Raw genomic sequence first — 14133 nt, forward strand, 5'->3', positions numbered from 1 at the left:
CGTCACGTGGTTATTTGCCGACTCCGTCGGCGAGGCCCTTGACGATGTAGCGCTGGCCGAGGAAGAACAGCAGGACCACGGGGAGCGCCGCGATCACCATCCCGGCGAAGACGACCGGGTACTCGGTGCCGTGCTTGCTCATCAGGCTGGTCAGGCCCACAGGGAGGGTCTGCACGCCGGTGCCGCTGGTGAAGATCATCGCGAAGAGGTACTCGTTCCAGGTGAAGAGGATGTGCAGCAGCACCGTCGAGGTCAGGATCGGCTTGCACATCGGCAGGATGATCCGCCAGAACGCCGTCCACCGGCCCGCGCCGTCCATCTCGGCCGCCTCGTCCACCTCGCGGGGCAGGTCGATCATGTACGCCCGGATGAGGAAGGTCGTGAACGGGACGCGGAAGGCGGTGTAGAGGATGAGTAGCGCCCAGAACGTGTTGTACAGCCCCATCGCCTGGAACATCTTCACCAGCGGCACGAGCGCCACGGTGGGTGCGAGCATGAGCCCGCCGAGTATCGCCGCCGTGAGCGTCCTGTTGAGCGGGACGTTCACGCGGGTGAGGCCGTAGGCGGCCCACGCGCTGACGAACACCGTGGCGACCGTCGAGGTCAGCGTGACCAGCACGCTGGTGGTCAGGTAGTCGCTGACGCCGCGGTTCCACGCCTTCTGGTAGTTCTCGAAGCTCCAGTGCAGGGGCAGCGCGAACGGGTCGCCGAACAGTTCGGCGTTGGTCTTGAACCCGTTGAGGGTCATCCACAGCAGCGGATAGACCACGACGACCGCGAGGGCCAGCAGGAAGGCCCACATGAAGACGCGGGCGATCACCGCGAGGAAGCTCAGGCGCGTCACCATTCCACCCTTCTCCTGCGGGTGACCCACAGCTGCGCCACCGCGATGCCGAGCGTGATCACGAACAGGACGGTCGCGACCGCGGCGGCGTAGCCGAAGTTGTTGCGGACGAACCCGCTGCGGTACAGCCAGGTGCCCAGCACCTGCGTCGAGTTGTTCGGCCCGCCGGCGGTCATCACCATGACCTCGTTGAACACCTGGAACGCGCCCGAGATGGTGACGATCGCCATGAGCCCGGTCATCTCGCGCACGAGCGGCACCGTCACGTGGACGAACCGGCGGATCGGGCCGACGCCGTCGATGGCGGCGGCGCCGTAGATCTCCGAGGGGATGCGCTGGATCGCGACCGCGAACAGCAGCGTGGAGTAGCCGAAGCCCTGCCACTGGCTCATCGCGATGATCGCCGACATGGCCGTGCTCTCCTGGCCCAGCCACGCCTGGGCGAACTCGCCCAGGCCCACGGCCTTGAGCGCGTGGTTGAGCGGGCCCAGGTTCGGCTCGTACACGAAGTAGAACAGCAGCCCCGCGACGGTCAGCGAGATCGCCGAGGGGATGAAGTAGACCGCGCGCAGGCCGCGCCGCCAGCGCTCGCTGCCGATGCTCTCGATGAGCGCGGCGAGCAGGAGCGCGCCGAACACCTGGAACACGATGGAGACCACCGCGTACAGCGCGTTGTTGCCCAGCGACGACCAGAACACCGGGTCGTCGACGAGCTTGGCGTAGTTGTCGAGCCCGACGTATTCCTGGCTGCCGCTGTAGATGTCCCACTTGAGCGTGCTGAACTGCAGGTTCTGCACGAGCGGCAGGTAGACGAACACTCCGACCAGAACGAGGGCGGGCAGGACCCATACGAGCCTGAGCGTGGCGCGCACGTGCGGACTCCCTACTTGGCTTCGGCCGAGGCCTGGCGCACGCTTTCGAGCACCTGCTCGGCGGTCTTGCCACCGCTGACGATCGCCTCGCCGCCGGCCAGCCACGCGTCCGCCACCTCGGGCACGGTGACCATGTCGAGCCAGATGGCCAGCTTCGGCGCCTTGTTGACCAGCTGGACGCCCTCGTAGACGGCCTTGCTGGAGGTCTCCGGCGTGACCGCGCCGACGACCGTGCTGGGCTGCCCGTACGGAGGCGCGGACAGCGTCTTCGCGCTCTGCGCGCTCGTGGCGAACTTCATGAAGTCGACGGCCAGGGCGATCCTGGGCGACTTGGCGTTGACCAGGTATCCCTCGGGCGAGCCCTCCAGCACCGCCGGGTCGCCGGGGTGGTCGCCCGGGACCGGGAGCTGGAAGATGCCGAAGTCCGCGGGCTTGAGCTTGTCCGACGTCGCGTTGTCGAACTCCAGGATCTCCTGGTAGTACATGGCGGCCTTGCCGTTGGCGAAGGCCTCCTGCGCCGAGGAGTAGAGCACGCCGTTCGTGCCGCTCTTCGTGTCGGTGCACTGGTCGACCAGCGTCTTGAACTGGTTGAGCGCGGTGACGTAGCCCGGATTGTCCAGCTTGGCGGTGGCCGGGACGAAGTCGGCCTGGAGCACGGCGTCCGGCACGTTGTAGGCGAACAGCTGCTGCAGGTAGTGCAGGGCGGGCCAGCCGTCCTTGTTGCCGAAGGCGACGGGCTCGTACCCGGCTTTGCGCAGCGGGCCGCAGGCGGCGACGAGATCCTCGAACGTCTTCGGCACCTCGACCCCGGCCTTGGCGAAGGCGCTCTTGCTGTAGCCCATGAACTTGCCGTTGCCGTACAGCGGGATCCCGTAGTTCTTGCCGTCGCGGGCGAAGGCGGCCAGCGAGCCGGGGCTGAACGTCTTGCCCCACTCCGTGTCCGGGCCGATCACCTTGGTGAGGTCGGCGGCGCGTCCGCCGCGGATGTAGTTGTCCGCCCAGTTGCCGGTCCAGGTGAAGTAGACGTCGGGCAGCGCGTCCGAGGCCGTGAGCGTCTTGAGCTTGTCCTTGACGCTCTGGTCGGTCTCCTGGATCAGCTCGATCTTCACCTGCGGGTGCTTCTTCCGGTACTCGGCCGCGAGGTTCTCGAAGTAGGGGCCTGTCGGGTCGCCGGCGAACTTGGTGAGGATGCTCAGCGTGCCGGAGAACTCCGGCGTGGCGGCGGCGTCGGCCGCCGGGGCCTGCGCGGGCTTGCCGCCCGAGCAGGCGGCCAGCGTGAGTGTCCCGAGGAGTGCCGCGAACGTCGGCAGTGCGCGAGGGCGCATTGGGCATCCTTTCTCTTTCAGGAACGCCTTTGGTGTTGGCCGACCTTACAGCTCGTCTGATACCGGTACCAGACCCAGCATCAAGATCTTTTCTATATGGCCTTGTATCGGCGCGTTGAAGTGGCGTTGTTTGACGGATCTCGGCTCCTTGTGCCAACGTGACTGCCGCGTGATACCGGTATCAGGTCGGCGCGCAACATTTCCCCGGAAAGGATGCGAAGATGCTCGGGTTCAACGAGCCGGAATTTCTCTCCCAGGTGACGAGCGCGGTGGGCCTGCGCCCGCGGATCGAGGAGCTGGTCGACCGGCTCGTGGACGAGGGGTTCAAGCACGTGCTCCTCGTCGGCGCCGGCGGCACCTACGGCCAGATGTGGCCGTACGAGCACCTGGCCCGGCGCAGCTCGACGCTCGACGTGCGCGCCGCGATCGCCGCCGAGCTGATCGTCTCCGGTGACGCCCGCCTGGGCGAGGACACCGTGGCGATCTTCACCTCGGTCTCCGGAACGACCGACGACACCGTCCGCGCGATCGAGTACTGCAGGTCCAAGGGCGCCTTCACGGTCTCCTTCACCGGCCACCCCGACTCGCCCGTGGCCACGAAGGTGGACGCGGCGCTCGTCTCGCAGCCCAAGACCTGGCCCTTCGACATGCAGCTGCTGCTGTTCATGACCCGGCTGCTCGCGCGCCGGGGCGAGTTCGACGGGTACGAGAGGTTCGCCGCCGAGTTCGAGGGCGTCCCGGGGATCCTCGTCGAGGTCGCCAGGCAGGCCGAGCCGGTGGCCGCCGCGTTCGCCGAGGCCCACAAGGACAGCGGCTACCACTTCCTCGTCGGCGGCGGGAATCTCTGGGGCTTCACGTACCTCTACTCCATGTGCATCCTCGAGGAGATGCAGTGGCTGCGCACGACCAGGGTGCACAGCGCGGAGTTCTTCCACGGCTCGCTGGAGCTGATCGAGGAGGACACCAGCGTGATCATCTTCCAGGGCGAGGACGAGACTCGGCCGCTCACCGACCGCGCCGAGGCGTTCGCCCGGCGCGTCTCCAAGGACGTCACCGTCTTCGACACCCGCGACTACCCGCTCACCGGGATCAGCCCCGAGTTCCGCGGCCTGCTCGCGCCGCTCGTGCTCGACACCGTGCTGAGCCGCGTCAGCAAGCACCTCGAGCGGGTCCGGGACCACTCCCTCGACCTGCGCCGCTACTACCGGGTCATGGACTACTGAGGCCCGCATGCGAGTGCTCGGCTTCGGCGACAACATCGTCGACCGGTTCATCGACCGCGGCGTCGACTACCCCGGCGGCAACAGCGTCAACGTCGCCGTCTACGCCCGCCGCCTCGGCCTCGAGTCGGCCTACCTGGGCGTCTTCGGCGACGACTCGCTCGGCGGCTTCCTGCGGGAGTCGATCGCCGCGGAGGGGGTCTCGATCGACGCCTGCGTCGTTCGGGAAGGCGAGAGCGGCGTCTCGCACCTGCGGGTCGACGACGGCGACCGCGTCTTCCTCGGCTGGAACGGCGGCGGCGTCACCGTACGCGAGCCTCTCGTGCTCGACGACGGCTTGCTCGGCTACGCAGGCGGCTTCGACCTCGTGCATTCGAGCGTCTACTCCCGCAGCGAGCCCGAGCTGCCGAAGCTGGCCGGGCTCCGCACGCTGGTCAGCTTCGACCTGTCCAGCGAGGAGGAGTACCGCAGCCCCGCCTACCTCGACCGGGTCTGCCCGCACGCCGACCTCGTGCTGCTGTCCTGCTCCGACCTCGACGCGGCCGCCACCGGCGACCTCCTGGCCGAGGCGGTACGGCGGGGCGCCCGGCTCGCGGTCGGCACCCGCGGCGTGGACGGCGCCATCGCCCACGACGGCCACGCCCTGGTGAGCGCTCCCGCCCGGCGCGCCGACGGCATCGTCGACACGATGGGCTGCGGCGACGCCTTCCTCGCCGGGTTCGCCGTCTCGCTGCTGCGGGACGGCTGGACCTCCGAGGCCCGGCCGGGGCTCGGCCCGATCGCCCGGGCGCTGGCCCTGGGGGCGGAATCGGCCCGCGACCAGTGCTTCGTCGAGGGCGCCTTCGGCCGCGGCCGGCTGACTACGATGTGATGGGCCGATCAGGAACGGGGGACGGGATCCATGCCAGCTGACCGTGGCCAGGGGCCGACGATCTCCGAGGTCGCGGCCGAGGCCGGCGTGGGCCGCGCCACGGCGGCCCGTACGCTCGGCGGCTACGGATACGTCAGCCCGGAGCTGCGCGCGCGGGTGCTCGCGGCGGCCGAGAAGCTCGGCTACCGCGCCAACGCGCTCGCGCGCAGCATGTCGACGGGCGTGAGCCACACCCTGGGCGTGATCGTGGCCGACATCGGCAACCCGTTCTTCGCGGGGCTGCTGCGGGGGATCTCCGACAGCGCGCGGGCGCGGGGGTTCGACGTGATCGTGCTGAGCACGTACGAGAACCTGCAGGAGGAGATCGCGGCAACCAACGTGCTCATCGACAAGCGGGTCGACGGCGTCGTCGTCGCCTCGGCCGCGCTCGACCGCGACCAGGTCGCCCACATCAGGGCGGCCATGGACCGGGGCATCCCCGTCGTGCTCGTCGACCGCGCGGTGGCCGCTCTCGACCTCGACGCGGTCGTCATCGACAACCGCGACGCGGCCCGCGAGGCGGTCGAGGTGCTGATCGCGGCCGGTCACCGCCGCGTCGGGTTCGTGTGGGGGCCGCCGGTGGCGCGGCCGCCGTCGACCAGGCGCGAGCTGCTGGCGGCGGCCTCGCGCAACCTGTGGACCGACGGCGAGCGGTTGCGGGGCTACCTCGACGCGCTCGACGACGCGCACATCCCGTTCGATCCGGAGCTGGTGATGGTCGGGCCCAAGACGGAGGCGCGGGTGGTGGGGGAGGTCGGCCGCATGCTCGCCCTCCCCGACCGGGTCACCGCCGTGTTCTGCACGGAGACGGACGGCATGACCGGCTCCCTGCGCGCCCTGCGCCGGGCGGGGCTGTCCTACCCGGACGACGTGGCGCTGATCGGGTTCGACGACAGCGCGTGGGCGGCGGTCATGGACCCGCCCCTGACGATGATCGCCCAGCCGGTGCACCAGCTCGGCGCCAAGGCGGCCGAGGTCCTCCTCGACATCCTGGGCGGCGCCGAGCCGGCCCGCACCATGCACACCCTCCGCTCCGAGCTCATCCAACGCGCCTCGGTGGCCTCACCCCCGGAATGATCGTCCCACGCTGGAAACGCAATCGATCGATTTCGAAAGCGAATGTCAGCGGTACGATGACGCAGGAAAATCCGCGGAGCCGGAAGGAGCCCCACGTGCTGGCCGAGGAGCGACACGGGGCGATCTTGCAGGAGCTGGGCCGCAAGGGCTCGGTCAAGGTCGCCGAGCTGGCCGCCAGGCTCGGCGTCTCGGCCGTCACCATCCGGCACGACGTGCGGGAGCTGGCCGGGCGGGGGCTGCTCGTCCGGGTGCACGGCGGGGCCGTGTCGGTTCCGGACGCACCGGCGCCGGAGAGGGCGGAGCCGGCCGCCAGCGAGCAGGACGGCGAGCGTGCGCGGCGCGAGCCGTACGTGCTCGGCATGCTCGTGCCGCAGACCGCGTACTACTTCCCGGCGGTGATCAGGGGGGCGCAGGCGGCGGCGCGCGAGCTCGGCGTGCGGATCAGCCTCGCGGTCTCCCGCTACGACCTGAAGGAGGACCGCCGCCAGGTGGCGCAGCTGCTGTCGTCCGGCGTGGACGGCCTGCTGCTGACGCCGAGTGATAACCCCACGCTCTCGCTCGCCACGGAGCAGTGGGTGAACGAGCTCGACCTGCCCGTGGTGCTGGTCGAGCGGAAGGCGGGCTGGTCGATGCCGGCGGTGGAGCAGGTGGCGACCGATCACGCGTACGGCGCCTATCTGGCCACGTGCCATCTCGCCCGGCTGGGACACGAGCGGGTGGCGCTGCTCGCCTGCGAGAGCAGGACCACCCCGTGGATCCGCGAGGGACACGAGCTCGCCCAGCGCACTCTCGGCCTGCGGGAGGGGCCCGTGCGCATGTTCCCGCGGGCCGCCGTGGGCGCACCGGCGGGGATGGACGAGCACGTCGACGACGTCCTGGACGCCTTCAGGGAGGAGGGCGTGCGCGCCGCGCTCGTGCACAACGACATGGACGCCCTTTCCCTGGTCAGGCGCCTTCGTGGCCGCGGCGTCTCGATACCCGGGGATCTGGCGATCGTGACCTACGACGACGAGGTCGCCTCCCTCGCCGACATCCCCCTGACCGCCGTGTCGCCGCCCAAGGAGGAGGTGGGAGCCGCGGCCGTGCGGATGCTCGTCGATCGGCTGGACGATCCGGGCAGACCGCTGTGCGGCCTGCTGCTGCGGCCGAGCCTGCGGATCCGGGCGTCGTGCGGCGCGACGCAGGCGTAGGCACTTTCGTTTTCTTTCGTTTTTCCTGCTTGTGACGTGATCGTAACTGATCGCCGCTCCAGGATGCATTGACAGGCTTCATTCGAAACAAAATGATTGCACCAATCTTCACTTCCCTCCCTGGACGGTGCATATGAAGCCTCGATGCCTGCGGATCACCGCCCTGCTCGCGGGCGCTGTCGTCTCGCTGTCGGCACTGGCCGCCTGCGGGGGCACGGATCCGGGTGCCTCCGACGCGAAGCCGGGGGCGGACGTCATCACCTTCCGCTCCTTCGTCAAGGCATCCGACGTCGTCACCGCCGCCTTCAACAAGACCCACAAGGACTTCCAGGTCAAGTGGGAGAACGTGCCGAGCGGCGGCGACTACTACACCAAGCTCGCCAGCTCGGTGAAGGCCGGCAACGTTCCCGACGTGGCCATCGTCGAGTACAACCAGCTGCCCGACGTGGTCAGCCAGGGCGAGCTGGAGGACCTCACCGAGACCGCGGGCCCGGTGGTCGCCAAGACCTTCCCCGCCCAGGTCCAGCAACTGGTGAACCTCGGAGGCAAGACCTGGGGCATCCCTCGCGACGTCGCCCCGCTGATGTTCTTCTACCGCAAGGACTTCTACGACAAGCACAAGCTGGAGCTGCCGAAGAGCTGGGACGACTACACGAAGCTGCTCGCGGACGTGAAGAAGGCCGACGCGAAGGCGCGCGGCGGGATCTTCGCGACCGCCGACGCCGGCGTGCTGGCCGCGCTCTCCTGGCAGGCCGGCGGCCGGTGGTACGGCACCGAGGGCCAGTCGTGGAAGGTCTCCATCGACGACGAGCCGTCCAAGAAGATGGCCGCGTACTGGAACGACCTGGTCCTGAAGGGGCTGGTCGGCACGTACAACTCGACGAGCGACGACGCCTTCTTCCAGGCGGTGCAGAAGGGCCAGGTCGTCTCCTACATCTGCGCGAACTGGTGCGCGGGGGCCCTGCAGTCCACCGTTCCCGACCAGAAGGGCAAGTGGGCCATCGCGGCGGTGCCGAGCTGGGACGGCCGGCCGGCCTCCGCGATGCTGGGCGGCTCGGCCTTCACCGTCCCCAAGGGCGCCAAGCACCCTGAGCAGGCACTCGAGTTCATCAAGTGGATCACCACGGATCCCGAGGGCATGAAGGCCTGGCTGTCCAGCGGCACCAGCAGCATGCTCCCGGCCGCGCCGGCCCTGCTGCCGGCCACCGGCGCCTTCAAGACCGACTTCTTCGGGGGCCAGGACATCTTCTCCGTCGTCTCCAAGGCGTACGAGTCGATCCCGGCCGGCTGGACATGGGGGCCGAGCGCCGGCGTGACCGGGACGGCGATCTCCGACTCGCTCGGCAAGGTCGCCGGCGGCGAGGTGAAGCTGGCCGACGTGCTCACGAGCGCCCAGCAGGCCACGGTGGCGGACTTCAAGAACCGCGGCCTGAGCGTCGCCCAGTAGTGCCCACTTCCCCCCTTCAAGGAGATGCCGTGGCGACCCGTCCGGCCCGCGGGCAGGGGCGCACCGCCGCCCTGCTCGTCGGCCCGTTCCTCCTGCTGTTCCTCGCCTTCTCCGTCGCGCCGCTGGTGTACGCGGGGTGGCTCAGCCTGTTCACCGAGCGCAGCTCCGGCCTCGGCTTCGGCGGCGTCGAGACCTTCTTCGTCGGCCTCGGCAACTACGCCAGGGCGCTCGGCGACGCGGCGTTCCGGGACAGTTTCCTGGTCATCGCGACCTACGTCCTGCTGTACATCCCGGTGATGATCGGGGGCGCGCTCCTGCTCGCGCTGCTCCTCGACTCGGCCATGGCCCGGGCGAAACGCTTCTTCCAGCTCGGCCTCTTCCTGCCGCACGCCGTACCGGGGCTCATCGCCGCGATCATCTGGGTGTACCTGTACACGCCCGGGCTCAGCCCGGTGATCGACGTGCTCGAGTCGGCCGGCGTGAAGTGGAGCTTCCTGTCGGCCGACCACGCCCTGCTCTCGGTGGTCAACATCTCCACCTGGGAGTGGGTCGGGTACAACATGGTCATCCTCTACGCCGCCCTCCAGGCCGTCCCGAGGGACGTCCTGGAGGCGGGGACGGTCGACGGGGCGAGCGGGCTGCGGATCGCACTGCGGATCAAGGTCCCGCTCATCCGCCCGGCGATCGCGCTCAACGTGCTCTTCACCGTCATCGGCGCCCTGCAGCTCTTCACCGAGCCGAAGGTGATCTACCGGGCGTCGACCGAGATCGGCAGCGCCTGGAGCCCGAACATGTACGCGATGCGCGCGGCCTTCGACAACCACGACTACGGCCTGGCCGCGTCCGCCTCGATCCTGATCGCCCTGCTCGGCGGGGTCCTGTCCTTCATCGTGACCCGGTTCTCGGCGCGGAGGGTGCAGCCATGACGTTGACCGCGACGCCCGCACCGCCGGTTCGCGCCTCAAGGCGGCGCAGGAAGCCCGGCTCCCGCCCGATGCCGCGTCTGCTCTCGCGTGCGGCCGTCAACGGCGTCCTCGTCATCGCCGTGCTATACACGGTGATGCCGCTGCTGTGGCTGCTCATGGCGGCCACGAAGAACATGCGTGACCTGTTCGGCACCAGCGGCTTCGCCTTCGGGCGGACCTTCGACCTCGGTGCCAACCTGGCGCACCTGTTCAGCGCGGGTGACGGCATCTACCTGCGGTGGCTCGGCAACACCGCCCTCTATGCCGTGGGCGGCGCCCTCATCGCCACGACCCTGTGCGTGGCGGCGGGGTACGCCTTCGACAAGCTCTCGTTCCCGTTCAAGGAGAAGATCTTCGGGCTGATCCTCCTCGGCGTGCTCGTGCCGGCCAGCGCGATGGCCCTGCCGATCTACCTGCTGGCGTCCAAGACCGGCATCGTGAACACCTTCTGGGGCGTCTTCCTCCCGAGCCTGGTCTTCCCCTTCGGGGTCTACCTCGCCAGGGTGTTCAGCGCCGCGTACGTGCCCGACGAGGTGATCGAGGCGACCCGCGTCGACGGCGCCGGTGACCTGCGGACCTTCCTCAGCATCGGCTTCCCGATGCTCCGCACGGCCTTCGTCACCATCTTCCTCTTCCAGTTCACCGGCATCTGGAACAGCTTCTTCCTGCCGCTCGTGATGCTGACCGACCAACACCTTTACCCGCTCAACCTGGGTCTGTACACCTGGCAGACCACGTCGCTGAACCAGGGCCATCCGGAGGACTACCTGCTCGCCATCACCGGTTCGCTGGTGGCGGTCGTGCCGCTGGTCATCGCCTTCGTGGTGCTGCAGCGATACTGGAGAGCGGGCATGACCGCTGGAGCCGTCAAGTGACCCTTCCCCGCGCGCTGCTCGCCATGGAGCCGCGATTCAAGCACGACCTGTTCGGGCCGGACGAGCTCGACCGGCTCACCCGGCTGGTGGACGTCGACCCCGGCCTGGTCGTCAGCGACTTCGCGGACGTGCCGGAGCTGGCCGCGGCCGAGGTCCTCGTCACCTGCTGGGGCTGCCCGCCCGTCGACGCCTCCGTGCTGCGGCGGGCACCCGGGCTGCGGGCCGTCGTCCACGTGGCGGGCACGGTCAAGAGCCTGATCACCGACGCCTGCTGGGAACGCGGCATAGCCGTCTCGTCGGGCGCCGCCACCAACGCGCTCCCCGTGGCCGAGTACACCGTCGCCGCGATCCTGTTCGCCGGCAAACGCGTCCTCGGCATCCGCGACCTCTACCGCACGCAGCGCCGGGCCCTCGACTGGGCCGCGCACTTCCCCTCGCTGGGCAACTACCGCAGGACCGTCGGGATCATCGGGGCCTCTCACATCGGCCGCCGGGTGCTCGACCTGCTCCGCCCGTTCGACCTCGAGCTCCTGATCAACGACCCGTACCTCGACGAGACCGCGGCGGCCGCGCTCGGCGCCCGGCCGGTCGGGCTCGACGAGCTGCTGGCCGCCTCCGACGTCGTCTCCGTGCACGCCCCGGCGCTGCCGGAGACCCGGCACCTGCTGGACGCGCGGCGCCTGGGACTGCTCTCCGACGGCGCCACGCTCATCAACACCGCGCGCGGCTCGCTGGTGGACATGGAGGCGCTCACCAAGGAACTGGTCTCGGGCCGGATCGACGCCGTGCTCGACGTCACCGAGCCCGAGATCCTCCCGGCGGACTCGCCGCTCTACGACCTGCCGAACGTCCTGCTCACCCCGCACGTCGCCGGCTCGGTGGGCGGCGAGCTGCGCCGCCTGGGCCACTCGGCGCTCGACGAGCTGGAACGGTACACGCGGGGCCTGCCGTTCGCGCATGCCGTCCGCGCCGACACGATCGGCCGCTCGGCGTGAAACTCCTCAGCCGATCGAGGCCTTGGCAGGCGCTTTCCGGGCAACCCCCGCCGTGGCGGCCCCTCTCGACCCGGCCCTCAGACTCAAGTTCGACTTCGGCTCCACTCCCTGGGCGCCGGTACGGCCCCGCCGCCGGTGCCGTACCTGACCACCGGCTCCCCGCTCCAGGCCCGGCTTTCGCTCCGGAAGGACCGGCTCGACGTAGACCTGCGCTGGCGCGGCTCATCCGGTCGTTTCGGGAGCGGGTCCCACGGGATCCTCCTGAGTACGGTCCGCGCGGTCCCCGACGGCAAGCTCGCCGCGACGGCGCTGACCGGCTACACCGGTTCCGTCACCGGTCACCTGACCGGCGGCGTACCTTCACCGGCGAGGTGAAGATCCGCCCGTGACGTCCACCCCCGCTCTTCTCGCGCTTCCGCAGCAGGTCTCGAACATGCAGGTGAACGAGCAGGACCCAGCCGAAGATCACCACGAGCCGCCCGCGCCTGGCCGGGCGCGAACCGCATCACCCCAGCCTCAGAACCTCAGCCGTCCTGCCGTTGCTTGAGGCGGAGTGCTTCTTTGCGGGCCTCGGCCTGGACGGACCGCTCGTGCTCCAGCCACGCCGGGTTCTCCGCCTTCAGCGCATCGATCTCAGCGGTGGTGAGCGGTTCGGTGATCCCGGCCCTGATCAGGCCGGAATTGGAGATCCCGAGCTTCGCGGCGACGACCTGCCTGGGGTGCGGGCCGTTGCGGCGCAGGTCAGTGAGCCAGGCGGGTGGCGTCGCCTGCAACTCGTTCAGCTCGTCCCTGGAGACGACACCCGCCTGGAACTCGGCGGGAGTGGCCGAGAGGAGGACACCCAGCTTCTTGGCCGCGGTCTCGGGCTTCATCGTCTGGATGCTCTTCGATTTGGGCGAGGTCATGACGTCAAGAGTAGTCAGTCGGAACGGGTTTCCATGACATCGATACCCTGAGGACGTGACTGATGGGGAGACCAAGGCGTTCCGGCTGGCGTACGTGCCCGGGGTGACACCCGCGAAATGGGTCAACATCTGGTCCGAGAGGCTGCCCGACGTGCCGCTCAACCTGGCCGCGGTTCCCGTGGCCGAGGTGGTGGGTCTCCTTCGGGACGGCGGCGCCGACGCCGGATTCGTCAGGTTGCCGGTCGACCGGGACGGGCTCAGCGTGATCCCGCTCTACGTGGAGACCACGGTGGTCGTGGTGCCCAAGGACCACGCGGTGGCCGCCGCCGACGAGGTGACCATCGCCGACCTGGCCGACGACGAGGTGCTCCATCCTCTGGACGACACCATCGAGTGGACGGTCCGGCCCGGGCAGCCCGCGTTCACCCGCCCGGCCACGACGGCGGAGGCGATCGAGCTGGTAGCGGCCGGCGCCGGGCTTCTCCTGGTTCCACAGTCGCTGGCACGCCTCTTTCACCGCAGGGATCTCACTTACCGGCCGGTGCTGGAAGCGCCGCAGTCCCAGGTCGCGCTGGCCTGGCCCACGGACGCGACCACCGACCTGGTGGAGGACTTCATCGGCATCGTGCGCGGCCGGACGGTCAACAGCTCGCGGGGCCGTACCCCTGCCGCCGCCCCTGCGGAGAAACCGGCACGGCGGCAGGCACAAATACCCGCAAAGAACCGCTCCGATCGTCGGGCAATGCCGACCGACCGCAAAAGGAAGGGCCACCGGCCCCGGTGACCTGCATCAGTCACGAGACCCCGTTTCCACGATAGGAAACGGGCCTTGGGGCTGATGGTCGAGAAGATTTCTCAGATCGCCCGTGCGATCGCCGTGGCCGACGTGTTCGACTCGATGACGACCGCTCGCGACCATCGGGGGACACGCTCCATTCCTGAAGCGGTGGAGGGGCTCCCCGAGCGTGCGGGCACGTCAAGCTCCCGGTGCTGCCGACGCTCCTCACCCGGGCGCAATGCGCCGGCGAGTCACCCATCCGGGCCATCGGCAGCGGCTCCCGCCCTGCGCCCGGGCGCGTTCATCGGATGTTTCGCGACCGCATCACGCGGCTGCCCGAGGGGGCGCAGACCGTCCTGCTGGTGGCCGTAGCGGACGACACCGGCGCCCTCGACGTCGTTCTGGGAGCGGTACGGGAACTCGGCGCCGACCTGGCGGACGTCGACGCGGCCGAAGTCGCGGGCCTGATCCACGTCGGCGACGGCCGCATCCGCTTCCGGCATCCGCTTGTACGCGCCGCCGCCTACCATGTCGCCTCCCTGGTACGGCGGCTGGCGATCCACCGTGCCTTGGCGCAGACCTTGGCCGGACGTCCTGGCGACGTGGACCGCTGGGCCTGGCACCTGTCCGCCGCGGCGACGGGGCCCGACGAGGAGACCGCCGCGGCGCTGGAACGCAGCGCGGAGCACGCCCGTACCAGAGGTGGGTACGCGGCGGTGGCGGCGGCCTG

14 protein-coding genes and 1 pseudogene are annotated in these 14133 nt (G+C 69.6%); 11 read left to right on the forward strand and 4 right to left on the reverse strand.

Annotated elements, in window-relative coordinates; all coding sequences use genetic code 11:
- Window positions 1-10 precede the first annotated feature (10 nt).
- The 3 genes from ACWDX9_RS36000 to ACWDX9_RS36010 are packed head-to-tail and all read right to left on the reverse strand — an operon-like array spanning window position 11 to window position 3041.
- Window positions 11-847: a carbohydrate ABC transporter permease gene (locus tag ACWDX9_RS36000; protein WP_185077977.1), complete on the reverse strand. Its 837-nt coding sequence runs from the start codon at window positions 845-847 to the stop codon at window positions 11-13.
- Window positions 841-1716 carry a carbohydrate ABC transporter permease gene (locus ACWDX9_RS36005; protein ID WP_449962069.1) on the reverse strand — a complete coding sequence of 292 codons (876 nt, stop codon included), beginning with the start codon at window positions 1714-1716 and terminating at the stop codon, window positions 841-843. Before ACWDX9_RS36005 ends, ACWDX9_RS36000 begins: the two co-directional genes overlap by 7 nt.
- Window positions 1717-1727: 11 nt before the next feature.
- The gene (locus tag ACWDX9_RS36010; protein ID WP_449962072.1) at window positions 1728-3041 is read right to left on the reverse strand and encodes an ABC transporter substrate-binding protein; all 1314 of its coding nucleotides are present in this window, start codon (window positions 3039-3041) and stop codon (window positions 1728-1730) included.
- Window positions 3042-3262: 221 nt separating this feature from the next.
- On the opposite strand from ACWDX9_RS36010, the gene ACWDX9_RS36015 reads away from it, so the two are divergent.
- The 9 genes from ACWDX9_RS36015 to ACWDX9_RS36055 all read left to right on the forward strand — a co-directional run bounded on the left by ACWDX9_RS36015 (window position 3263) and on the right by ACWDX9_RS36055 (window position 12095).
- Entirely contained in the window at window positions 3263-4264 is a 1002-nt protein-coding gene (locus ACWDX9_RS36015) for an SIS domain-containing protein (protein ID WP_449962075.1), read from the forward strand.
- Window positions 4265-4271: 7 nt separating this feature from the next.
- Window positions 4272-5132: a PfkB family carbohydrate kinase gene (locus tag ACWDX9_RS36020; protein ID WP_449962078.1), complete on the forward strand. Its 861-nt coding sequence runs from the start codon at window positions 4272-4274 to the stop codon at window positions 5130-5132.
- Window positions 5133-5162: 30 nt separating this feature from the next.
- A complete protein-coding gene (locus ACWDX9_RS36025; protein ID WP_449962081.1) occupies window positions 5163-6248 on the forward strand; it encodes a LacI family DNA-binding transcriptional regulator in 1086 nt (361 codons plus the stop codon).
- Between the two features lie 95 nt (window positions 6249-6343).
- On the forward strand, window positions 6344-7438 hold the full coding sequence (locus tag ACWDX9_RS36030; protein WP_449962084.1) for a substrate-binding domain-containing protein: 1095 nt from the start codon (window positions 6344-6346) through the stop codon (window positions 7436-7438).
- Window positions 7439-7571: 133 nt separating this feature from the next.
- Window positions 7572-8885, forward strand: a complete 1314-nt coding sequence (locus ACWDX9_RS36035) for an ABC transporter substrate-binding protein (protein ID WP_449962086.1) — start codon at window positions 7572-7574, stop codon at window positions 8883-8885.
- A gap of 29 nt (window positions 8886-8914) precedes the next feature.
- Window positions 8915-9811 carry a carbohydrate ABC transporter permease gene (locus ACWDX9_RS36040; protein ID WP_397364968.1) on the forward strand — a complete coding sequence of 299 codons (897 nt, stop codon included), beginning with the start codon at window positions 8915-8917 and terminating at the stop codon, window positions 9809-9811.
- Window positions 9808-10725, forward strand: coding sequence for a carbohydrate ABC transporter permease (locus ACWDX9_RS36045; protein ID WP_449962089.1), 918 nt, complete (start codon window positions 9808-9810; stop codon window positions 10723-10725). The genes ACWDX9_RS36040 and ACWDX9_RS36045 overlap by 4 nt, the downstream gene beginning before the upstream one ends.
- The gene (locus ACWDX9_RS36050; protein WP_449962092.1) at window positions 10722-11720 is read left to right on the forward strand and encodes a hydroxyacid dehydrogenase; all 999 of its coding nucleotides are present in this window, start codon (window positions 10722-10724) and stop codon (window positions 11718-11720) included. The genes ACWDX9_RS36045 and ACWDX9_RS36050 overlap by 4 nt, the downstream gene beginning before the upstream one ends.
- Window positions 11721-11855: 135 nt before the next feature.
- Entirely contained in the window at window positions 11856-12095 is a 240-nt protein-coding gene (locus ACWDX9_RS36055; protein WP_449962095.1) for a hypothetical protein, read from the forward strand.
- Between the two features lie 149 nt (window positions 12096-12244).
- Here ACWDX9_RS36055 and ACWDX9_RS36060 read toward each other — a convergent pair whose 3' ends face one another.
- A complete protein-coding gene (locus ACWDX9_RS36060; RefSeq protein ID WP_449962097.1) occupies window positions 12245-12625 on the reverse strand; it encodes a DUF5997 family protein in 381 nt (126 codons plus the stop codon).
- A gap of 55 nt (window positions 12626-12680) precedes the next feature.
- Between ACWDX9_RS36060 and ACWDX9_RS36065 the strand changes: the two genes are divergently transcribed.
- Together ACWDX9_RS36065 and ACWDX9_RS36070 are read left to right on the forward strand one after the other, a co-directional pair.
- Window positions 12681-13409, forward strand: a complete 729-nt coding sequence (locus tag ACWDX9_RS36065; protein ID WP_449962099.1) for a LysR family substrate-binding domain-containing protein — start codon at window positions 12681-12683, stop codon at window positions 13407-13409.
- Window positions 13410-13711: 302 nt separating this feature from the next.
- A pseudogene (locus ACWDX9_RS36070) lies at window positions 13712-14133 on the forward strand (helix-turn-helix transcriptional regulator); the annotation flags it as partial.

The organism is Nonomuraea sp. NPDC003201, from assembly GCF_053590415.1.